Annotated in this window: 15 protein-coding genes and 1 tRNA gene; 9 read left to right on the top strand and 7 right to left on the bottom strand. The window is 62.4% G+C overall.

Going from position 1 to position 21,653, the window contains the following annotated elements; translation table 11 throughout:
• Positions 1-365: 365 nt before the first annotated feature.
• Complete coding sequence (locus tag INHI_RS0101470) at positions 366-2,411, bottom strand: NADH:flavin oxidoreductase (protein ID WP_027246465.1); 2,046 nt, start codon at positions 2,409-2,411, stop codon at positions 366-368.
• Between the two features lie 150 nt (positions 2,412-2,561).
• Complete coding sequence (locus INHI_RS0101465; protein ID WP_027246464.1) at positions 2,562-3,455, bottom strand: LysR family transcriptional regulator; 894 nt, start codon at positions 3,453-3,455, stop codon at positions 2,562-2,564.
• Between the two features lie 95 nt (positions 3,456-3,550).
• Here INHI_RS0101465 and INHI_RS0101460 point away from each other — a divergent pair, with 95 nt between their 5' ends.
• Positions 3,551-3,832 (top strand): DUF1330 domain-containing protein, encoded by a 282-nt coding sequence (locus INHI_RS0101460; RefSeq protein WP_014880800.1) that lies wholly within the window; start codon positions 3,551-3,553, stop codon positions 3,830-3,832.
• 261 nt (positions 3,833-4,093) lie between these two features.
• Here the strand turns inward: INHI_RS0101460 and fdhF are convergent, their stop codons facing one another.
• The 4 genes from fdhF to INHI_RS0101440 form a co-directional block, all read right to left on the bottom strand.
• On the bottom strand, positions 4,094-6,868 hold the full coding sequence (gene fdhF / locus INHI_RS0101455) for a formate dehydrogenase subunit alpha (protein ID WP_014880801.1): 2,775 nt from the start codon (positions 6,866-6,868) through the stop codon (positions 4,094-4,096).
• Positions 6,869-6,871: 3 nt separating this feature from the next.
• Positions 6,872-8,602, bottom strand: a complete 1,731-nt coding sequence (locus INHI_RS0101450) for an NAD(P)H-dependent oxidoreductase subunit E (RefSeq protein WP_051338919.1) — start codon at positions 8,600-8,602, stop codon at positions 6,872-6,874.
• A gap of 51 nt (positions 8,603-8,653) precedes the next feature.
• Positions 8,654-9,550 (bottom strand): LysR family transcriptional regulator, encoded by an 897-nt coding sequence (locus INHI_RS0101445; RefSeq protein WP_027246462.1) that lies wholly within the window; start codon positions 9,548-9,550, stop codon positions 8,654-8,656.
• 174 nt (positions 9,551-9,724) lie between these two features.
• Positions 9,725-10,267: a winged helix DNA-binding protein gene (locus INHI_RS0101440; protein ID WP_231739821.1), complete on the bottom strand. Its 543-nt coding sequence runs from the start codon at positions 10,265-10,267 to the stop codon at positions 9,725-9,727.
• A 1,015-nt stretch (positions 10,268-11,282) separates the two neighbouring features.
• Between INHI_RS0101440 and INHI_RS0101435 the strand changes: the two genes are divergently transcribed.
• Positions 11,283-13,148, top strand: coding sequence for a methyl-accepting chemotaxis protein (locus INHI_RS0101435; RefSeq protein WP_014880804.1), 1,866 nt, complete (start codon positions 11,283-11,285; stop codon positions 13,146-13,148).
• Between the two features lie 485 nt (positions 13,149-13,633).
• Here INHI_RS0101435 and INHI_RS0101430 read toward each other — a convergent pair whose 3' ends face one another.
• On the bottom strand, positions 13,634-14,857 hold the full coding sequence (locus INHI_RS0101430) for a class I SAM-dependent methyltransferase (protein WP_027246461.1): 1,224 nt from the start codon (positions 14,855-14,857) through the stop codon (positions 13,634-13,636).
• Between the two features lie 323 nt (positions 14,858-15,180).
• Here INHI_RS0101430 and INHI_RS0101425 point away from each other — a divergent pair, with 323 nt between their 5' ends.
• The 7 genes from INHI_RS0101425 to INHI_RS0101395 all read left to right on the top strand — a co-directional run bounded on the left by INHI_RS0101425 (position 15,181) and on the right by INHI_RS0101395 (position 21,646).
• Positions 15,181-16,698, top strand: a complete 1,518-nt coding sequence (locus INHI_RS0101425) for an ABC-F family ATP-binding cassette domain-containing protein (RefSeq protein ID WP_027246460.1) — start codon at positions 15,181-15,183, stop codon at positions 16,696-16,698.
• Positions 16,699-16,885: 187 nt separating this feature from the next.
• Positions 16,886-17,365, top strand: coding sequence for a GNAT family N-acetyltransferase (locus INHI_RS0101420; RefSeq protein WP_027246459.1), 480 nt, complete (start codon positions 16,886-16,888; stop codon positions 17,363-17,365).
• 34 nt (positions 17,366-17,399) lie between these two features.
• A tRNA-Arg gene (locus tag INHI_RS0101415) sits at positions 17,400-17,476 on the top strand.
• A 307-nt stretch (positions 17,477-17,783) separates the two neighbouring features.
• On the top strand, positions 17,784-18,818 hold the full coding sequence (locus INHI_RS0101410) for an ABC transporter substrate-binding protein (protein ID WP_254656809.1): 1,035 nt from the start codon (positions 17,784-17,786) through the stop codon (positions 18,816-18,818).
• A gap of 1 nt (position 18,819) precedes the next feature.
• Positions 18,820-19,851 (top strand): FecCD family ABC transporter permease, encoded by a 1,032-nt coding sequence (locus INHI_RS0101405; RefSeq protein WP_027246457.1) that lies wholly within the window; start codon positions 18,820-18,822, stop codon positions 19,849-19,851.
• Positions 19,848-20,864, top strand: coding sequence for a FecCD family ABC transporter permease (locus tag INHI_RS0101400; protein WP_027246456.1), 1,017 nt, complete (start codon positions 19,848-19,850; stop codon positions 20,862-20,864). Before INHI_RS0101405 ends, INHI_RS0101400 begins: the two co-directional genes overlap by 4 nt.
• Positions 20,864-21,646, top strand: a complete 783-nt coding sequence (locus tag INHI_RS0101395; RefSeq protein WP_027246455.1) for an ABC transporter ATP-binding protein — start codon at positions 20,864-20,866, stop codon at positions 21,644-21,646. The genes INHI_RS0101400 and INHI_RS0101395 overlap by 1 nt, the downstream gene beginning before the upstream one ends.
• The last annotated feature ends 7 nt before the right edge of the window (positions 21,647-21,653 follow it).

Genomic DNA, 21,653 nt, shown 5'->3' with positions numbered 1-21,653 from the left:
GCCCGTCCCAGCGCCTCTCCGCCGTGTTTCCCATCCAATCCAGCGTCCCCGCCGTCCCGTCCGGTGTGTCTCAGTAGCGCCTCAGCGCCGCCGGTGAAGGGGGTTCTAAGGCGAGTTACCGATGGCCGCAACACCAAAATGACAGAAAAGCAAAGTTTCCCGAGAGAAAAACATATAATCCAATTAAATCAACTACTTAAACCACAACAAAGTCAGTACCTCTGACCCGAAATCCACCCCATCACCGCCAGAACTCCCCCGCAAAGACACCCAAATCACACTTACCCACAGACTCGCACAACATATCCACAGACCAACCCAAATCCAAAACGAGTCACAATCCAAAAAAACCAGCAAAAAACCGGTTAGATATCCTTCACCAGACGCAGCGCGTCATAGATGGCGGCGTGGGTGTTGCGGGCCGAAACCGCATCGCCGATCCGAAAAAGCTGAAAGCCCCGCTGCCCTGCCACCCCATGCGATTGCGGCTCCCCCGCGATCAAGGCGTCGTAATCGACCTCTCCGCCATTCACACTAAGGGGCTTCAGATCAAAGTAGAGATCATCCAGCGGCAGGGTGCCGTAGTTCAGCACGACCTGATCATAGAGCTTGCTGGAGTGATGGCCGCTATAGTCGGTTCCCAGCACCGCTCTCAGGCGGTTGCCCTCCTTCTCCACCCCAAGCAGACGCCTGGCGACGGTGAAGGTCACATCCCGGTCCTGCAGGCTGCGCATATACGGAACCAGGTTCATCGCCATCACATTGGGAGCAAAGACGCGGTCGGGCGTCATCACCTCAACCGTTGCCCCCGTCTTGGCGGCAACCTCTGCCGCCTGAAGCGCGGGGTGATCGCCGCTCTCATCATAGATGAGGATACTGCCTGAGGGAGCGACATCCCCCGAAATGATATCCCAGGCCGAGACAACATGTGCCGCGTCCTCTCCCGTCTCAAACAACTGCATATTCGGCAGCCCGCCTGTCGCAACAATCACCACATCGGGGGAGAGCGCGGTCACATCCTCAACCTCCGCCCAGGTGTTGAAGCGAAACTGCACATCCCGCGCCGCACATTGCGCCATGCGCCAGTCGATGATGCCCATCATCTCCCGACGGCGCGGGGTCCGCGCAGTGAGCCGCAGCTGCCCGCCAGGGTCAGGTGCCGCCTCAAAGACGGTGACCGCATGCCCCCGCTCCGCCGCGACCCGCGCCGCCTCCAGCCCACCGGGGCCAGCGCCAACAATCACCACCTTTTTGTGCTGCTCAGCCGGGCTGATCACATGCGGCATGCTAAGCTCGCGTCCGGTTGCGGCGTTATGAATGCACAGCGCCTCTCCCGCCTGATAGATCCGGTCCAGACAATAGGTGGCGCCGACACAGGGGCGGATGTCATCCTCGCGCCCCTCGGTAATTTTCTGCACGATATGGGGATCAGCCATATGGGCACGGGTCATACCCACCATATCCAGCAGACCGCTGGCAATCGCATGGCGGGCGGTGGCCACATCGGGGATACGGGCCGCATGAAAGGTGGGCAGGCCTGTCGCCTGCCGGACCGCACCGGCAAAATCCAGATGCGGCGCCGACGGCATCCCCTGCACCGGGATCACATCGGTCATCGCCGGATCCGTGTGGATGCGACCCCGGATCACATTCAGGAAATCCACCATTCCGCTGGCGGCCAAGCGTTTGGAGATCTCAAGTCCCTCCTCCGGGGTGATCCCGCCCGCCTCGGCCTCATCCGCTGTATACCGCAGGCCAACGATAAACTCATCCCCCACCCGCTCACGGACCGCCGTCAGCACCGCCATCGGCAGCGCCATCCGGCTGTCCAGCGTCTGCCCCCCGTAAGGTCCGTCCAGATCATTGGTCAGCGGCGACCAGAATTGATCCAGCAGATGGCCATAGACCTGCAGTTCGATCCCGTCCATGCCGCCTTCCTTCATCCGCTCCGCGGCATCAGCGAAATCGGCGATGACCCGGGTGATGTCCCAATCCTCCGCCAGCTTCGGAAACGCGCGGTGTGCAGGTTCGCGGTGGCGCGAGGAGCTGATTGAGGGCAGCCAGTCCCCCTTGTCCCAACCGGTGCGGCGCCCCAGATGGGTCAGCTGGATCATCGCCGCGCAACCATGCTCATGCAGCTGGTCAGTCAGATTGCGGATCCAGGGAACCACCTCATCCTTATAGGCGAGGATATTGTTGAACACCGGCGGGCTGTCACGCGACACCGCCGCAGAGCCCGCCGTCATCGCCAGCGCCACGCCCGCCTTGGCCCGTTCTGCGTGATAGGCCGCATAACGCTCCTTTGGCATCCCCTCTTCCGGGTAGGCCGGTTCATGACTGGTTGTCATGATCCGATTGCGCAGGGTGAGATGTTTCAGCTGATAGGGCTGCAGCAAAGGGTCGTTGGACATAACAGGCTCCTGCAAAAGGGGGCGGGATACCCGCACCGCCGCCCGGGACCCACTGACAAGTTCACAGTTCTGGACAAATGTGTCAGGTCAATTTCCGACGCCGTCAACAGTCTTGCGCGACACCGCTCCGGCGCTCCCCCAACTGCCGGGTCACCCAGTGATCCCTTGTTCAAAAGAAGTGAACTCTCGCTCTCGGCTGCGGAAGAACCGTTTCAACCCGCGTTTGAAGTGACGGACCTTGGCGGATTGCAGCAAATCCTGATGGCTCAGCACCCAGATCGGCGCGTAGTCCTGCGGCGCAATCCCCGGCAGCGGCTCCAGATCCGGATCGCTCCGTCCCAGATACACCGGCATCCTGACCGCTCCCATTCCGGCCTTGGCCGCCGCAATCAGCGAGGTCATGTCGTCAAACCGCGCCCGTATCCGGTAATTGGGATAGCGCTGCAACGCGGCCTTTGGTGGCGCGTCATAGCCGCTGTAGATCACCCAATCGAGCGGCGCCTCCGGGTCGGCGACCGCCTGTGCCACCAGATCGGGCCGCGCCACGCAGGCGGTTTTCTGATCGGCCAGATGCAGGCCCACCAGAGTGTCGCCCGGCGTCTTGCTGATCCGGATCGCCAGATCCGCCTCGCGCCGGGTCAGGTCCAGCACGTTGTTTGTCGCCCGCACGGTCAGCGCAATCTCCGGATGGGTCGCGCAGAACTCAGCGAGAAAGGGCGCCAGATGAGACTGGATCAACAGCTGTGGCGCCGTCAGCACCAGCTCACCCGCAAGGCTTTGATCCGCCCCTGACAGATTGCGCAGCGCCGATTGCTCCGCCTGCTCCATGCGCCGGGCCGCTGCGGCCAGTTCTTCAGCCTCCGCGGTGGCCAGATAGCCATCGGGGCGGCGTTCAAACAACGGTCGCCCCAACATATCCTCGGCCCGCTGCACCCGGCGCGCGACGGTGGTGTAGCTGACGGAAAGCGCCTGCGCGGCCCCGGCCAGGGATCCTGCCCGCACCAGCGCCAGAATGGTCCGCATGTCATCCCAGTTGATCTGCATACATGCGTTTTCGCATGCTGGATGCGCAAATGCATGTGTTTTCTTGCGGACAGCCTCTTGGCATCAGATCCCTATCAACGCTGAAAGGACAGAATATGGCCTATGTATATGTAAACCTCCTGCTGAAAGACCCGGACACCATGGCCGCCTACCGCGAGAAAGCAGGGGCGGCACTGCAAAAACACGGCGCCAAGGTGCTGGTCTCCACCCCAACTCAGACGGTTATTGAGGGTGAACGAGACACAACCGGCATCGGGGTGATCCTCCAGTTTGCCAGCCCAGAGGCCGCCAAGGGCTGGATCAACGACCCCGAGCTGCAGGAGGTCCACGCGCTGCGACAAGCCGCCGGCAAGAGCGCGATCACGCTTTTGGCCTAACCGCCACTCCTCTCTCATAAACGCTCCCGCCCGTCGGCTGGCGGCAAAGCCACCACCTCCCGTTGGGTCAGGCGCCGCGCCCCTAGGGCCCAGCGCAGGTCGCGCCCGGCAGCATCTCATGCGCCCGACACGGTTCGTCCTTGTTTCCAACGCTGGAACGGGCCACGCCCGCGCCGGGCGCCAGCCCGGCGCTACGAGATGAAACGGGCGCGAAACCCCTGGTTTCGCGCCCGCTCTGTTACCTCTGCCAGCTATACCGGATTACTCGGCTGCGATCTGCCCTTCGATCTTCTCGACCTTCACGGCCGAGAATTTAAACTCGGGGATCTTGCCATAGGGGTCCAGAGCCGGATTGGTCAGGATGTTGGCGGCCGCTTCCACATAGGCAAAGGGCACGAACACCATGTCCTCGGCGATGGCCCGGTCTGCCCGCGCCATGATCTCGATTGAACCGCGACGGGTGGACAGGCGCACCATTTCGCCCGGCTCAACGCCCATCAGCTTCAGCGTGCGCGGGTTGAGCGAGCAGTTCGCCTCCGGCTCCACCGCATCCAGCACCAGTGACCGGCGCGTCATCGAGCCGGTATGCCAGTGCTCCAGCTGACGGCCGGTGGTCATGATCATCGGATACTCCGCATCCGGTGCCTCATCCGGTGGGATCACCGAGGCCGGGGTAAAGCGGGCGCGGCCTTCGGGGCGCGGGAAGCCATCGCCGAACACAATCGCCTGACCGGGGTCGGTCTCGTGCAGCGACGGATAGGTGATAGTCTCGGTTTCCAGACGCTCCCAGGTGATGTTGTTCAGGGACTTCATGTTCAGCTTCATCTCGTTAAAGACTTCGCTGACATCCTTGTAGTCCCAGGGCAAACCAATGCGCCGCGCCAGTTCCACGGTGACTTTCCAGTCCTCGCGCGCTTCACCCGGAGGTGCCACGGCGGGGCGCACCCGCTGCACCTGACGGTTGGTGTTGGACACGGTGCCGTTCTTTTCATAAAGCGCCGAGGCCGGCAGGATGATGTCGGCATAGTTCGCCGTCTCGGTCAGGAAGATGTCCTGAACGATCATCAGCTCCAGCTTGGCAAAGGCCTCCCGCGCGTGATCGGCATCCGGGTCGGACATCGCCGGGTTTTCGCCCTGAATGTACATCCCCTTGATGTTGCCCGCATATGCTTGGTCGACAATCTCGGTCACGGTGAGGCCCTTCTCGTTCGAGAAGTCGCCGCCACCCCAGACATCGGTGAAGGATTTGCGCACATCATCCGATGTCACCGTCTGATAATCGGGCAGGAACATCGGGATAAGGCCCGCATCAGACGCGCCCTGCACGTTGTTCTGGCCGCGCAGCGGGTGCAGGCCGGCGCCCGGCTTGCCAACATTGCCGGTCATCAGCGCCAGCGAGATCAGGCAGCGCGAATTATCCGTGCCGTGAATGTGCTGGGAAATCCCCATGCCCCAAAAGATCAGCCCCGCATTCCCACCGGCAAAGATCCGGGCAACACGGCGCAGCTGGTCCGGCTCAATACCGCAGATCTCCGACATCTTCTCGGGGGTGAACTGCTTCAGGTGCTCTTTCTCGGCTTCCCAATTCTCGGTCCAGCGATGGATGTACTGGCTGTCGTAGAGCTCTTCTTCAACGATCACATTCATGATCGCGTTCAGCATCGACACGTCTGCACCAGGGCGGAACTGCACCATCTCGGTCGCGAACCGGCGCAGGCCAACGCCGCGCGGATCCATCACGATCAGCTTGCCGCCGCGCTTGGTGAACTGCTTGAAGTAGGTCGCCGCCACCGGGTGGTTCTCGATCGGGTTGGAACCGATGACGATCGCCACATCTGCGTTCTCAATCTCGTTGAAGGTCGCGGTCACCGCGCCGGAGCCGACGTTCTCGATCAGCGCCGCAACCGAGGAGGCGTGACACAAACGGGTGCAGTGGTCGACGTTGTTGTGCTTGAAGCCCTGACGGATGAACTTCTGGAAGAGGTAGGCCTCTTCGTTGGTGCATTTCGCAGAACCAAAGCCCGCAACCGATTTCGGGTCTTCGTCCCGCAGCTTCATCAGGCCTTTGCCGGCCAGATCCATCGCCTCCTCCCAGGTCGCTTCGCGGAAATGGGTGGAGAGATTGCCCGGATCGACGTTCAGGCCCTTGGCCGGCGCGTCATCGCGGCGGATCAGCGGCTTGGTCAGCCGGTGCGGGTGGTGAATATAATCGAAACCAAATCGACCCTTGACGCAGAGGCGGCCTTCGTTCGCGGGGCCATTGATGCCCTCGACATGTTTGACCTTGCCGTCCTTGACCTTCAGCGACACTTTGCAGCCGACACCGCAGAACGGGCAGACGCTTTCGGTCTCGGAATCATAGTCCTTGCTGTCACCAACCTGATTGTCGTCCATCACGGTCGCGGGCATCAGCGCGCCGGTCGGGCAAGCCTGCACGCATTCACCGCAAGCCACACAGGACGACGCGCCCATAGGATCCGCAATGTCAAACACCGGATAGGCATCATGCCCACGGCCGGCCATACCGATCACGTCATTCACCTGTACTTCGCGGCAGGCCCGCACGCAAAGGTTACAGGAAATACAGGCGTCCAGATTGACCTTCATCGCCACATGGCTGTCGTCCAGCAGCGGGATGCGGTCCTTTTCCAGCTTGGGGAACCGCGACTCTGAAACCCCGTTCAGCTCCGCCATATCCCACAGATGCGAGGACTTATCGCGCGCCTCTTCCTTCTTCGGCTGGTCAGCCACCAAGAGTTCCATCACCATCTTGCGGGCATTCTCAGCCCGCGCGTTGTTGGTGGTGACAACCATGCCTTCAGCGGGTTCCCGGATACAGGAGGCTGCCAGCGTGCGCTCGCCTTCGATCTCCACCATACAGGCGCGGCAATTGCCATCCGGACGGTAGCCGGGCTGCGGCTTGTGGCACAGATGCGGGATTTTCAGCCCGCGACCGTTGGCGACTTCCCAGATGGTCAGGCCTGCGTCTGCCGTGACCTGTTCGCCATCGAGTGTGAAAGTGATTTTATCGCTCATGGCTTATACCTCCTCGGGGAAGTGTTTGATGGTCAGGCGGATCGGGTTGGGTGCGGCCTGTCCCAGACCGCAGATCGACGTATCAACCATCGCGGCGCTCAGCTCTTCCAACAGCCCCTGATCCCACTTCTTTTCGCCCATCAGCTTGACGGCTTTTTCGCAACCCACCCGGCAGGGGGTACACTGGCCGCAGCTTTCATCCTCGAAAAAGCGCAGCATGTTCAGCGCCGCATCGCGGGCCGAGTCCTTGTCGGACAGCACCACAACAGCGGCGGACCCGATGAAGGTTCCATGCGGCTGCAACGTGTCGAAATCGAGCGGAATGTCATGCATCGACGCGGGCAACAGGCCAGAGGACGGGCCGCCCGGCTGATACGCTTTGAACGCGTGGCCATCCAGCATACCGCCGCAGGCCTCGATGATGTCAGTGATGGTCGACCCGGCAGGCAGCAGATGCACGCCCGGGTTCTTCACCCGACCCGACACCGAATAGCTGCGCAGCCCCTTGCGACCGTTCTTCTCAACCGAGTTCAGGCATTCCGGCCCCTCGCGGTTGACCTTGCAGACCCAATACAGGGTCTCGACGTTGTGAACCAACGTCGGACGGCCGGAGATGCCCACCTGCGCCACGAACGGCGGGCGGTGACGCGGCTCGCCGCGCTTGCCTTCGATCGATTCAATCATCGCGGATTCTTCACCGCAGATATAGGCCCCTGCCCCGCGGCGCAGGTCGATATAGCCTGCCTCGACGATACCAGCCTCTTCCAGCGCGGTGATTTCACGGCGCAGAATTTCCAGCACTGCCGGATATTCGTCGCGCATATAGATAAAGGCTTTCTCGGCCTCGACCGCCCAGGCGGCAATCAGCATCCCCTCAAGGAAGACATGCGGCGTGCGCTCAAGGTAGTAGCGATCCTTGAAGGTGCCCGGTTCACCCTCATCGCCGTTCACGGCAAGATAACGCGGGCCTTCGTTGGCCCGCACAAAGCCCCATTTGGTGCCGGACGGGAAGCCAGCGCCGCCCAGACCGCGCAGACCGGCTTCCTTGACTTTGGCCTGAACCGCTTCCCAGTCGCCATTCGCACGCAGGTCTTTCAACGTGGCATAGCCGCCGTCCGCCTCATAAGCGGCAAAGGTTTCATACGCGGGGATATGCGCATGGGTATCATCTGCCGCAATCGCGGCCTGTACCTTCTCGGGCGTCGCGTGGTCGATGTGATTGTGGCCAATTTCCAGCACCGGCGCCGTGTCGCAGCGGCCCATGCAGGGCGCGCGCAGAACGCGGACCTGAGAGGCATCCAGCCCATCTTCCAACGCCTTTTGCAGCGCTTCGGCCCCCGCCAGCTCGCAGGACAGCGAGTCACAAACCCGGATGGTCAGCGCCGGTGGCGGTGTCTCGCCTTCGCGCACCACATCGAAATGGGCGTAGAAACTCGCAACCTCATAGATCTCCGCCTGCCCGGTGCGCAGTTCCTCAGCGAGGGCGCGAATATGGGCCGCGCTGAGGCAGCCGTATTTATCCTGAATAAGATGCAGGAATTCGATCAGCAAATCCCGATTGCGGGGCTGGTCACCAATCAGGTCCAGAACCTCGCTATGCGCCTGATCCTCCAGCTGTCGGCCCTTGGGGGTTTTGCGCCCCTTGCCTTTGCCAGATTTCCACACGCCCTTGCTATTGTCCAAAGGTGCCACAATGACCTCCACTTCGCGTCGCCAGTTAAGGCGGCATTCCATTGGAGAAGCCTATCGTCAAATCGGAAATTTCGAAGGTACGATAACGAACGCTTATTGCACGAAATCGTCAACCACCGCTCGCAGGGCCTGCACCGTGGTCAAGGCAGGCTGACGGTCCAGCGTCACCATCGCAATCGGTTTGGTTGGGGCCGGGTCCGTCAGCGGCAGCACCGTTGTCCCGTCCAGCGTACCCAGCGCCTCGACAAGCGCCTGCGGCAGGATTGTCGCAACCGATCCCGCCCGCGCCATCACCATCGCCGCCATGAACCCGCTGGATTCCGAACGCACTTCAGGCCGCAACCCCTGATCGGCAAAGATCCGGTCCAGAATACGCCGGTTCTGCATTTGCGGTTCCAACAGGCTCAGCGGCAGATCCGCCGCCTCCGCCCAAGTGATGCCCTCAGCGCCCGCGGGACGCTCCGCCACCATAGCCGCCGGCGCGACCAGCACATATGTCTCTTCATAGAGCGGCTGAATGCTCACCTGATCCGGGCCCAGACTGTCGTGATAGGTCACGCCGGCATCAATGGTGCCATCAAACAGCCGCTGTTGGATCACCAGCGAGCTGAGCACCTCAACCCGTGCCAGCACCCGCCGGTGGGCCAGATGCAACCGGTCCACCAGCTGCGCTGCATACGCCGTCGCCGTTGGCACCACGCCCAGCACCAGCGTGCCAGTGACCTCCCCGCGCGCCGCCGCCACCTCCTGTTCCAACGCCTTGGCATCATCCAGAATGCTGCGCGCCCGCCGCACGATCATCATGCCTTCTTCGGTCAGGCCCTGAAAGCGGTTCCCACGGCGCACGATCGACACGCCAAGACGGTCCTCAAGATTGCGGATCCGCATGGAAAACGCCGGTTGCGACATGCCGCTGTCCTGCGCCGCCTTGGCAAAATGCCGATGGCGCGCCAGGGCGCTCAACAACCTCAGATCCTTGAGTTCAATCACCGCTCTACGTCCATGCTGCTGCCGGAGCACCCGATCCGTGCCCGCCCCCTCCACCGGAGGAGCGATTGGCCGAACACGCATGGGCGCAGGCCACCCTGCACCGAAATTCACTCTCTGTCGAGAGAGCGACAGACGTCGGCGGGTTCCAGCAGACGGATCGGCGCCGGGCGGACCTTAGGCTTGCCGCTGAGCCGTTGCCGAACGGGCAATGCCATCGTAGATGCCGGTCAGGATATTCAGGACCCGCGTCGCCTCGCCCACTCGATTTTCCACGCCCGGCACCTGCTCCAGCGCCTGCAGCAACAGCTTGCGGCGCTGTACATCATAGGCTGCGGTTATCTCCAGCCCGTCATCAGTCGCCGAATAGGTTACTCCGCCACGCCCGGACCCGGTCTTGCGGATCAGACCCGCAGAGGCCAGCTTGCGCAGCGAATACTGAATATTTGGCACGTCATCACGGTTGGTGACCCGGGCCAGTTCCTTGATCGTCTTGGGCCGGTCATTCATGCGGATTACATTCAACAAGGTGATTTCAGGACCCGAGGCCGCCAGATCCGATACCAGACCCAGACATTCTGATTGCCAGCGTGCAAATCCCTCAAACGTCCGCATCAAGGCAAACTCGAAATCGCTCAGATCGTCTTCCGCCCCCTGATGCGCGATCTGATCCACAGCCTCAACGGCCTCTGTCTTGGGTGATCCGGAATATGTATCCAACAATAGTCTCCTTACGTCAGCGGCAAAATGAGCCTCCGGTGGCGGCGAAACCCTCTGTCAAGGTGTTTTGCCTGCATTCGTTCCCCAAAAACGTCACCACGCCCCTTAGTAAATGTCTGGCGTTAGGTTTCAACCCGTCCGTGCAGCAGAAAGTGAAGCCAAACCCGGTGAATTCTTCCAACAGCTTGGAGAATCAACGGAAAATAAAAAGCCAGATAAATTTTAAATGACGCAAAACACGATGGAATATAGATAAAATACCACCCTGCAGAGACTTTACGACAGAAAATTTCACACGAACCCTTACGGAAACGGACCTCATTCCAGCGTCAAGGGCATAGAAACAGCACCGTCAACGCGACGCAAAACCACAAATGAATCATCATCTTGCGCAAAGACCGACCGTCCCACACCGATATCACAGCGCAAAACGCCCAACCTGGCGAGGCGCCGGTCATTGCCGCTTGAGCCATTAATTCACCGGTAAGTCCTGATGGCTATGCTACCCGCCGAATATGTGCAGACGCACATGTCATGAAAAGGAGCAGACCTTGGAACGACGGGCGGACCTCAAGTTGGTTATCGCGCAGATGGTGGCCACGATCACGACGATCCGCCGCCCTGTCGCGAACCGGCGAGTCACGAACCGGCCTCTTACCAACCGGCCAGCCCCGGTCCGATACGCGCGCTGCACGTCCGTTTCAGGGCGGTGTCTGCAGTTGTGCCGCGGGGTAGCCGCGCCTTTTTCTGTCGTTTTTTGTCTTAATTGGGGCCGCGCAATTTCGCGCTTGCTGACTACCGGCATCCAAGCCTGTGCAAAGGCATGCCATGTTGTGTTCGCCATGTCGCCGCCCCCAATCGGGCATGGTTTTCTGGGGTGTCCAATTCCGGTCACCCCTTTCGTGAAGCGAGGCAGCCCGATAGCGCGGCTGCCCATTGGGGGCTGTCGGTTGTGATCCGACACACATACCGCCCGCGCGCCGGTTCCGCGCAACGGTGATTGAAAGGTGCTGAAATGAAATTCCGAAACCCTGCACGTGCGGCCCTGAACAGGCTCTCTGTCTTTGCCAAATGCAGCCTGCTCATTGCAGTGTCCACCCTTGTGGTCACCCTGTTTCTAACCTGGGAGAACCAGAAAATTCTGGGTGAAGCTGTCGACAGCGGTGTGCGGACGCTGGCCGAAGGCGTCACCGTAACTGTGGCCGCGCGCAGCGGCGGCGCAATTCGCTTTGGCGACACCGATCGCCTTGAAAGCGATCTTGAATCGCTGATCGAGCTGTCGAACGGTCGCGCCAACCACGGCATCGCGATCAACGGCAAGGGTAAGACGGTCGCCTCCACCGGCGTCGCGACAGAGGCCGAAATCGCCGAGCTGACGCTCGTCGCCCAAAAAGCGATGGAAACCAATCAGATGGAGTATAGCGAGAACGGCTATCTCGTCGCTGCACCAGCAACAGCGGGGGCCGAAGGCACTGTCGTGGTTGGCGCTGTCGGCATGGTCTGGTCGCCGGATGTGGCCTTTGCCGAAGTTGCCCCGAACCAGCTGCTGTCCTTCCTTGCGGCCGGCGGCGCCTTTGTGGTCATGCTGGGCCTTTCCGTGGTTGCGTTGCGGTCGATGATGTCCCGCCCCCTTGGTGATGTGGCCACCGCCATCAACCGCCTCGCCGATGGGGACTATGACCATGACACAGAACACCAGACGCGCGGCGATGAAATCGGCCTGATTGCACGTCACATTGAGGCACTGAAGGCTCAACTCTCTGCGGCCCGCACCGTCGAAAAACAGCGCCATGCCGATCAGGCCGCACAGAAGCTGGTTGTGGAGCGTCTGAACGTCGGGCTTCAGACGCTCTCCGAAGGGGATCTGTCGCAGACCATTGATGAGGAATTCTCGGCCGACTACGAAAGCCTGCGACAGAATTTCAACAAAACCGTCGACAAGATGGTCGGCATCATCGATGCGGTGATCGAAAACTCCTCGCGGATCCGCGCCAGTGCCGAGGAAATCAGCCAATCCTCCGGTGATCTGTCACAACGCACCGAATCGCAGGCAGCCACGTTGGAAGAAACGGCCGCCGCGATGGAGCAGCTGACCGTCAGCGTAAAATCCGCAGCGGATGGCGCGCGTGAGGTCGAGGGCATCGTATCCGAGGCCAAGGAAACTGCCGTCAACAGCGGCGAGGTCGTCACCCGTGCCGTGGATGCCATGTCCAAGATCGAAAAGTCTTCGGAACAGATCTCTCAGATCATCTCGGTCATCGACGACATCTCGTTCCAGACCAATCTTCTGGCCCTGAACGCTGGCGTCGAAGCCGCCCGCGCGGGCGAGGCCGGACGTGGCTTTGCCGTCGTCGCATCCGAAGTGCGCGCCCTGGCGCAACGCTCATCGGATGCCGCGCAGGAGATCAAAGCACTGATCAGCGAGAGCACCAGCCACGTAGGTGAGGGTGTGGACCTTGTCGGCCGCGCCGGCGAGGAACTGAAGCAGATCATCGATCGGGTCGCCACCATCTCTGGTCACGTCAGCGGCATCGCAACCGGCGCGCAGGAGCAATCCACCACGCTGGGCGAGATCAACACCGGCGTCACCCAGCTGGATCAGGTGACCCAGCACAATGCCGCCATGGTCGAGGAATCCACCGCAGCCAGCCAGATCCTGCGCAACGACGCCAATGAACTGGCCCGTCAGGTTTCGGTATTCAAGACCCGCAAGGCCGCAGGCAATGTGGTGGCAATGGCTTCAAACAGCCCCGCACCAGCCCGGCCACCTGCAAAGGCCCAGCCACCGGCTGCGCCAAACCCCGCGCCCTCGGCGCATGGTGACGATGATTTCTTTGACGCCAGCCCAACTAAGGCAGCCGCCGGATGGGAAGATTTCTGATCCTGCGGCGTTCAGCCCAAGAACAAAGGCGCGCCCCTTCGGGTGCGCCTTTTTCGTTGCCCCAATCCTCCCCGCCACATGAGGCAGAGCCAGGGCGCATATGATCCGTCGCAAACCGGTCCGCAGTTTCCAGCCCCGCGTTTCCCGTCGCAAGCCCCAGCAAAACATCACAGGCCAGTGGTGGCGCAGAGGCTGGGGTCCCCCCAACAATAGGCTGTCTGGTCAAGCCGGCCGCCACGCCAATATGCAGGCGTAGTTGTGTTCACAAGAATAAGGGGGCTGCCTCTTGCGAAGCGCCCCCTTTTTACATGACAAGCAGCGGCAGGCCGTGACCACAAATCCTGAGTTCAGGCCGTGATCACAGGCCTCGATGACAGGCCTCAATGGCAGGCGCCAATGACCAACGGCAACGACTGATCACATACGCTCAGCCCGACCACCCCCATTGCGCAGGCGCAGCCTTGGCAAAGGCTGCGCGCCGAGGGTCAGGAATAGGCACGGACCGGCGCCTCAACCGGCGCGCCAGGCGTCGGTGTCCAGACCGGATAGTCCACCGCAGCCAGAGGCTTCGGTTCGGACGGTTCCGCCTCCAGCCGCCAGGCAGGCTGCAGCCAGACCTCAGCGCGATCCGCCGCAGGCTCTGCATCATGGACCGACACGCTCAGCGCGGCCGCGTCATGCTGCGCTGTCACCTGCAGGCAATCGCCGGGCGACAGCCGACGGGGCGCATCCAGCAGGAACGCCGTCCGCCCCCAATGCCCATCCGAATAAAGCCCGTTTGTCAGCCCGATCCCCGGTGCCAGCTGCATCTCAAAGCTGACAAAGACCGCATGCACCACACCGCTATGGCTGCAGCTCAACCGCTGGCTGCTGCGCGCCGGTGTCACATTGGGGCGGGTAAAATCAAACTGAAACAGATCCGTGCCCGGTCCCAGAGGTCGCAGCCCGCAGGCCTTGAAATCGCCGGGCGTGATCTGGGCCACACGCGCCAGATGATGAAACGCGCTGAGGTCGAACCCCTCCGCCGCCTGCGGCCGCCATTGCTGCAGCAACGCCTCACTCTCAACCAACTGGGCCACCAATGTCCCGGTTTCTGGGATCGCCCGCGCACCCGGCTTGGCCAGAGCGGACATCGCATGGCTCAGCGTATCCAGCGCCCCCTCTCCCAGCAGCACCGCATCCACGATTTCGGAGACCACCACATCAGCCTGCTCCGGCATATCGACGCCGATGACAATCTCATGCGACCACTTCGAAAGAACCGTAATGCGGTCGCTCAGACCATTGTCGGCGATGACCCGTCGGGCCGCCTGCGCGATCAGCGGCTGCTGTTCGCAGGTATAGACATGTTTGGCCCCGGCCCGTGCCGCCAGCATCGCCGTCAGTCCCGCGCCACAGCCGATATCCAGCACGATGTCTCCGGGTTTCACCTTCATTGCGATGGCCTCAGCATAGGCGCGGTTGCGCGCCTGATCTGCCAGCATGGGAAAATGCCAGCGCGGCACAAACGTCTGATGCAGCCGCTCCTGCAGAACCTGCGCCTCATGGTGGTGGGGATCCAGGCGCAACGCCTGCGACAACAGGCGGGAGGTCTGCACCCCGCCATCCCCGAGGGAGGCGGATTTCGCAAGCTGCACCAATGTCCCGGCATCCGCGCCCCCCGCATGTGTGACCAGCGAGACGGGGTTCGGCGATTGTGTTTTAAGCAATTTTTAGTCTTCCCTATTTGAGGCAAATGCAACTGATCGTGACTATCCTCCACGCGGGTCTAAGAATTGGTAAAGGCATCGCAGCGCATCTCTCATGCACGCCCCACGGCCCCCTTGCCAACGGCGGCTCAGTTTCCTAGCCTGAGGCAAAGGTCACATACACAATGGGAGGGCATCAGCTGAACATGCGTATCATCCGCCGACTTCAGCACGGCCCCCGTCTGGCCCTGTAAATCCGTTTGCAGGGCTGGCCAGAGGACAGTTTCAGACCTGGTCTGCCTATTGCCGCTGCCGCGGCCATATCTTCTTGACCCGAGTTTTCCATGTCTGTCATCAATCTCAATGCCTTGGGTATTACCCTTGGCGACCCGCTGTTTTCCGACCTCTCCCTGACCCTTTCAAAAGGCGACCGTATCGGTCTGGTCGCCGCCAATGGGCGCGGGAAATCTACCCTTCTGGCCTGTCTCGCCAATGAGCTGGCCCCAACAACAGGCGAGATCACCCGCGCCCGTGGCCTGCGTATCGGCTATGTGACACAAAGCCTGCCCGCTGAGGCGCTGCCCATCACGCTTTATGATTGGGTGCTGGCCGCGCTGCCCGCCGATCAGGCCGATTACGAAAGCTGGCGCGTCGATGTGGTGCTGGATGAGCTACAGGTGCCTTATGACTTGCAGCACCAGCCGCTGGGCACGCTCAGCGGCGGCTGGCAACGCACCGCCATGCTTGCTGCCGCCTGGATCAATACGCCGGATCTGCTGCTGCTGGATGAACCGACTAATCATCTGGATCTGCAACGCATCGCCTTTCTGGAAGGCTGGCTGTCGCAGCGCCCGCGCGATCTGCCGATGGTGATCACCTCCCATGACCGCGCCTTTCTCGATGCCACGACCACGCGCACCCTGTTCCTGCGCACTGAGGGATCGCGGGTGTTTCAGCTGCCGTTTTCCGCCGCCCGCAGCGCTCTGGACGACCATGACGCCGCCGAGGCGCGCCGCCACAGCAACGACCTGAAGAAAGCTCAACAGCTGCGCCAGCAGGCGGCCAAGCTGAAGAATGTCGGCACCAACTCCGGCTCCGATCTGCTGTTGACCAAGACCAAGCAGCTCGCGGATCGCGCCGACCGGCTGGAGGCTGCGGCAACACCCGCGCACCGCGAACATTCCGCAGGCGACATCCGGCTGGGCAACAGTGGAACCCATGCCAAAGCATTGATCACATTAAATGATGTCATGGTGGACACACCAGATGGACGGCCGCTTTATTGCACGGGCCAGAAGTGGATTACCCCCGGCGACCGCATCGTCCTGCTGGGCGCCAATGGCACCGGCAAAACGCAGTTGGTCCGAATGATCCAACAGGCCCTGACCGGCACACACGCAGATATCAAATGCGCGCCCTCGGTTGTCCCGGCCTATTCGGATCAGCACCTCAGCCAGCTGTCCGGGCAGGATACCCCGCTGGCGCTGATCACGGCGGCCTCAGATGTTGGCGACCAATCCGCGCGCAGCCTTCTGGCTGGTGCCGGGGTCAAATTCGTCCTGCAGGACGCATCAGTGGCGGCACTCTCAGGCGGGCAGAAGGCGCGGCTGGCGATGCTGCTTCTGCGGCTCAAAAATCCGAATTTCTATCTGCTGGATGAACCGACAAACCATCTGGATATCGAAGGACAGGAAGCCCTGGAGGCAGAGCTGGTCGCCCATGGCGCCGCCTGTCTCCTGGTGAGCCATGACCGCAGTTTCCTGCGCGCGGTTGGCAACCGGTTCTGGCAGATTCGCGGCCGCCGTCTGGAGGAGGTCGCCAGCCCCGAGGCCTTCCTCGCCTCTGAAATGGCCCCCCTCTGAGAGACCGGGGCGGCGGGTCCGTCGCCCCGCCGTCATCTGCCTAAATTTTAGGCAACCGCGCAGCGCGCGGCCCAGCCGGTCGTCTCAGTGCCGCAGAACCGCTTGCGCTGACGTGGGCTTTTGGGGACTCTGCGGACAAAGATACAGCCCCTAAACGGGGCACGGCCCGATCAGAGGATAGCCCCCAATGCCCGCCACGATTGCCATCACCCGCGCCAGCCCGGCAGAGCCTGAGGCCCGGTCTCTGATCCGCCGTCACCTGGACCAGATGGCCGCACAATCCCCCGAAGAGAGCTGCCACGCGCTCGACGGCAGCGGGCTTGACGCCCCGGATGTGGCCTTCTTCCTGCTGCGGCGCGAGGGCACGGCGATTGCGATGGGCGCGCTCAAAACCTTGTCAGGCGGTGGGCGCGAATTGAAATCAATGCACACCCTTGCCGAGGCCCGCGGCAGCGGCGCCGGACGTCAGATGCTCGAGTTTCTTCTGCATCAGGCCCGCGCGGAACAGGCAACAACCATCTATCTGGAAACCGGCTCCACACCCGATTTCCTCGCCGCAAGACGGCTTTACGAAAGCTATGGTTTTGTCGAATGCCCGCCATTCGAAGGCTACGCCGAAGACCCCTGGTCACTCTTTATGCGCCTCGACCTGCCCGCCGCGGCTTGACCCTTCCCCGCGTCCTGTCATAACTGGCGCCAGCGGTCCCTTAGCTCAACTGGATAGAGCAGCTGACTTCTAATCAGCAGGTTGAGGGTTCGAGTCCTTCAGGGATCGCCAGCATTCCTTTGCCATTCGGCAATATGCAACAGACCTGTCAGCTGTGACGGCTCTGGCGAATTCCGCCTGCCCTCTGTGACCGACACCTCAATCGCCCTTAACTTGACAAAAGAACTAAGGTTAAATAGGTGACGGAACGCGCCCAAAATGGCGCTCTCAGCAAGATTCTGCGCCTCTCGCGGCGCCGAAATCCAGCCATCCCCGAGATCAGACAGTGATCAACAATGCGGCAGCCTCCTGTCGCTGGCTGGAGAGACACGTGAGACAGGCCTATCCACCTCAGAAGACGGGGAAAAATCTCCGACATATGCGGGGTTCCCGACGTGGATCCGGCTGGCGCAAACCACTGGCGTCCTGTGCGGCGCCACTGGCCGCGCTGCTGCTGGGCCTCCTGCCGCTGCACAGCAGCGCAGATCCTTTCCCGGTGGTGATTGACCATCGCTACGGCACCACAACAGTGCCCGCCAAACCCACGCGCATCGTCTCGCTCAGCTTCATCGGGCATGATTTTCTGCTGGCTCTGGGAGAGCGCCCTTACGCGCTGCGCAAATGGTATGGCAGCGATCCCTATGGCGTCTGGCCCTGGGGACATGACGCATTGGGGGACGCCCAGCCGGTGGTGATACGGGGCGAGATCGACATCGAACGGATCGCGGCGATGGAGCCTGATCTGATCGCCGCACAGTGGTCTGGTATCACCGCACAGCAATATGCGCTGCTGTCGCAAATCGCCCCGACCCTACCGCCGCGCGCCGAGGATGGCGACTATGGCACCCCCTGGCAGCAGATGTTGCTGCGACTGGGAACCGCCACTGGCAAGCGCACCACCGCGGAGGCGATTGTCACCCGGATTGAGGGGCGTTTTGCGGATCTGCGTGCAGCCCATCCCGAATGGCAAGGCGCCAACGCCATGATGGCATGGGCCGGCCATACCCGCGCCTATACCCGCGCCGATATTCGTGGCCAGTTCCTCACCGCTCTGGGGTTTTCGGTGCAGGATGCGCCGGATGGGCAGAACGCGCTCAACCAATTCTACACCGAATTCCCCGCCGAAGACCCGTCGGCGATGGATGTGGATGCGCTGATCTGGCTGGATACCGGGCGCAATGTCGAAAAACTAGCCCGGATGCCGCTGCGCCATACCACGCGGGCCTACCGCGAGGGGCGCGAAATCTATGCGGACAAATTGCTGTCCGCCGCGCTGTCCCATTCCAGCCCGCTCAGCCTCGATTATGCGCTCGACCAGCTGGTGCCCCTGCTGGAGGCGGCGGTGGATGGCGACCCCGCAACCGTGGTGAGCAGCACTGCAAATGCCGGACTGCTGGCAGGCGGAGGCTCCTGACATGACCGCGTCGACACTCACACTGCCACGGCAATCCCGCTCTGGCGATCTGCGGCTGCTGTGGCTTGGGACCGCGCTGCTTGCGCTCTGTCTGCTGTCCATTGCCGCCCTCAGCCTTGGCGCACGCGCCACCGGCTGGGCTGACATCTGGGGCGCTTTGACCAGCTATGACCCGAACAAGGCCGATCATATTGTGGTTCGCAATATGCGCCTGCCGCGGTTGATCGGGGCCGGGCTGGCGGGCGCCGCCCTTGGTATGTCTGGCGCGCTAATTCAGGCGATGACCCGCAATCCGCTGGCCGATCCCGGCCTGCTGGGGATCAACGGTGGGGCAGCCCTTGGGGTTGTGCTGTGCATTCTTGTTCTGGGCGTGACCGATCCGGCAGAGTTCATCTGGGTGGCCCTCGGTGGCGGTCTTGCCGCATCCGTTCTGGTGTTCCTCCTTGGTGGTGGCAGTCAGGCCAATCCGCTGCGCCTGATCCTGGCCGGGGCCGCTGTCAGCGCGCTGTTTCTCGCGCTCACCCGCGCCCTGCTGCTGGTCAGTCGGCAGACGCTGGATGTCTATCGTTTCTGGGTGCTGGGCGGGTTCGACGGCATTCTGCCCGCCACGCTCCAGTCCCTGCTGCCGTTTCTCATTCTGGGCGCTCTGCTGGCCATCATCGCAGGCTTCGGCCTCAACGCGCTGATGCTGGGCGAGGACACCGCCAAGGGGCTGGGCGTGCGCACCGGGCTCACACGGCTCACTGCCGGGGCCGCGATTGTGCTCCTTTGTGGCGCAACCGTTGCCATGGCCGGGCCGATTGCCTTTGCCGGGCTGATCGTACCGCATATGGCCCGCTGGGCCGCGGGACCTGCGATTGGCTGGTCACTGGCCTTCTCTGCCGTGTTCGGCGCGCTGCTGCTGATCGCGGCGGATCTCCTTGGTCGGCTGGCCCTCTTTGGTGGCAATATGCAGGCCGGGGTGATGACTGCGCTGATTGGCGGGCCGGTGCTGATCTGGCTGGTCCGTCGCAACGGGGTGCGCAAGCTATGATCTGGACCCTCCGCCTCTCCAGCCTGTCAGTGCAGATATCCCGCCGCGCGGTCCTCACCGCGACCCTGTTGCTCAGCGTCCTGCTGATGACGGCCCTGCTGGCCCTGACCCTTGGCAGCTACCCGCTGCGCCTTGCGGATATGCAGGAGATCCTGACCGGTGGCGGCACCGCGATCCAGCAGATGATCCTGCTGGACCATCGCATGCCGCGCATCCTGACCGCACTTGGGGCAGGCGCTGCTTTTGGCCTCTCTGGCGCGATGTTTCAGACCATGATGCGCAACCCGCTGGCTTCTCCCGATGTGATCGGCTTCAACGCCGGGGCCAGCTGCGGCGCGCTGGTCGCGATGATGCTCACCGGTGGCATGGTGCTGCCCGGTGCCATTGCCGGCGCGCTCATCACCGCCGCCGTGGTGACCCTCTTGGCCTGGTCGCGTGGCCTGCCGCCCTATCGGCTGATCCTGACCGGCGTTGGGGCCAGCCTCGTGCTGACCGCAATCGGAGACCTTCTGATCAGCCGCATGGATGCCCAGACCGCCGCTGATATGGCGCAATGGCTGATCGGCACGCTGAACGCCCGCAGCTGGAGCGATGTTGCCCTCGTCTGGGGCGGCCTGCTGCTGCTGGCTCCGGCGCTGGTCTGGCTGCAATTCCCGCTCACCCGGCTGGGCATGGCCGATGATATCGCAACCGGGCTGGGGATGGCGCTGTCACCGCTCAGACTTGCCGTCACCGGCACCGGCATCCTGCTCGCCGCATTGGCTGTCAGCACGGCAGGTCCGTTGCCCTTCGTGGCCTTCGCCGCTGGTCCCATCGCCCGCCGCCTGATCCCCAATGGCCGACCGGTCCTGCTGGCCGCCGCGGCGTCCGGCGCGCTGATCACTCTTATGGCCGATACTGCTGCCCGCGCGGTCCCGATGATCCAGCTGCCCGCCGGTGTCTTCACCGCACTGATCGGCGCCCCGGTACTGATCTGGCTGCTCTTGGCCCAATTCAGAAAAGGAGCCCTGTGATGGCTGCCACCGCCCGCCTGCGCGCCGAGGATCTCTCGGTGTCCTACAGCCGCACACCCGTGCTCAACAGTCTGTCGACAGATCTCCCCGATGGTGCACTCACCGTGATCGTCGGCCCCAACGCCTGTGGCAAATCCACCCTGCTGCGGGCGCTGGCGCGGCTGCAGCCTGCGGGCAAGGGTCAGGTGCTGTTGGATGGCAAGGCGATCCACCGACAGGGCAGCCGCGCCGTGGCGCAGCGGCTTGCGATCCTGCCGCAGACCCCCACCGCCCCGGAGGGGCTGACCGTACGCGACCTCGCCACCCGTGGCCGCACCCCGCATCAATCCCCGCTGCGGCAATGGTCCAGACAGGATGCCGAGGCAGTCACCCGCGCGCTTGATCTGACCCATATGGCACCCCATGCCGATCGCCCGCTTGAGGCGCTCTCCGGCGGGCAGCGCCAACGTGCCTGGATCGCCATGGCGCTGGCCCAGGACACAGACATCCTGCTGCTTGATGAACCCACGACCTACCTCGATCTGCCGCATCAGATCGAACTGCTTAAACTGGTGCAGCAGCTCAACCGGGACACCGGGCGTACCGTGGTCATGGTGCTGCATGACATCAATCTGGCCGCACGCTTTGCCAGCCATATGATCGCGCTGAAGGATGGGCAGGTCTTCTGCGAAGGTCCTCCGGATGAGGTGATCACCGAAGGCGTCATGCAATCCGTCTTCGCCCTGCCCTGCCGGATCATTGCCGATCCCGTCCACGGCAGCCCGCATGTCATCCCGGAGTGAGTGAGAC

The organism is Phaeobacter inhibens DSM 16374, from assembly GCF_000473105.1.
Taxonomy (GTDB): Bacteria; Pseudomonadota; Alphaproteobacteria; order Rhodobacterales; family Rhodobacteraceae; genus Phaeobacter; species Phaeobacter inhibens.
This window is presented reverse-complemented; position numbering and strand designations above follow the sequence as displayed.

Coding starts and splice junctions, on each gene's coding strand:
- INHI_RS0101395 (WP_027246455.1), top strand. CDS start 20,864: ATGGCTGCCACCGCCCGCCTGCGCGCCGAGGATCTCTCGGTGTCCTAC.
- INHI_RS0101420 (WP_027246459.1), top strand. CDS start 16,886: ATGCCCGCCACGATTGCCATCACCCGCGCCAGCCCGGCAGAGCCTGAG.
- INHI_RS0101435 (WP_014880804.1), top strand. CDS start 11,283: ATGAAATTCCGAAACCCTGCACGTGCGGCCCTGAACAGGCTCTCTGTC.
- INHI_RS0101450 (WP_051338919.1), bottom strand. CDS start 8,602: ATGGAATGCCGCCTTAACTGGCGACGCGAAGTGGAGGTCATTGTGGCA.
- INHI_RS0101400 (WP_027246456.1), top strand. CDS start 19,848: ATGATCTGGACCCTCCGCCTCTCCAGCCTGTCAGTGCAGATATCCCGC.
- INHI_RS0101465 (WP_027246464.1), bottom strand. CDS start 3,455: ATGCAGATCAACTGGGATGACATGCGGACCATTCTGGCGCTGGTGCGG.
- INHI_RS0101410 (WP_254656809.1), top strand. CDS start 17,784: ATGCGGGGTTCCCGACGTGGATCCGGCTGGCGCAAACCACTGGCGTCC.
- fdhF (WP_014880801.1), bottom strand. CDS start 6,868: ATGAGCGATAAAATCACTTTCACACTCGATGGCGAACAGGTCACGGCA.
- INHI_RS0101425 (WP_027246460.1), top strand. CDS start 15,181: ATGTCTGTCATCAATCTCAATGCCTTGGGTATTACCCTTGGCGACCCG.
- INHI_RS0101405 (WP_027246457.1), top strand. CDS start 18,820: ATGACCGCGTCGACACTCACACTGCCACGGCAATCCCGCTCTGGCGAT.
- INHI_RS0101470 (WP_027246465.1), bottom strand. CDS start 2,411: ATGTCCAACGACCCTTTGCTGCAGCCCTATCAGCTGAAACATCTCACC.
- INHI_RS0101460 (WP_014880800.1), top strand. CDS start 3,551: ATGGCCTATGTATATGTAAACCTCCTGCTGAAAGACCCGGACACCATG.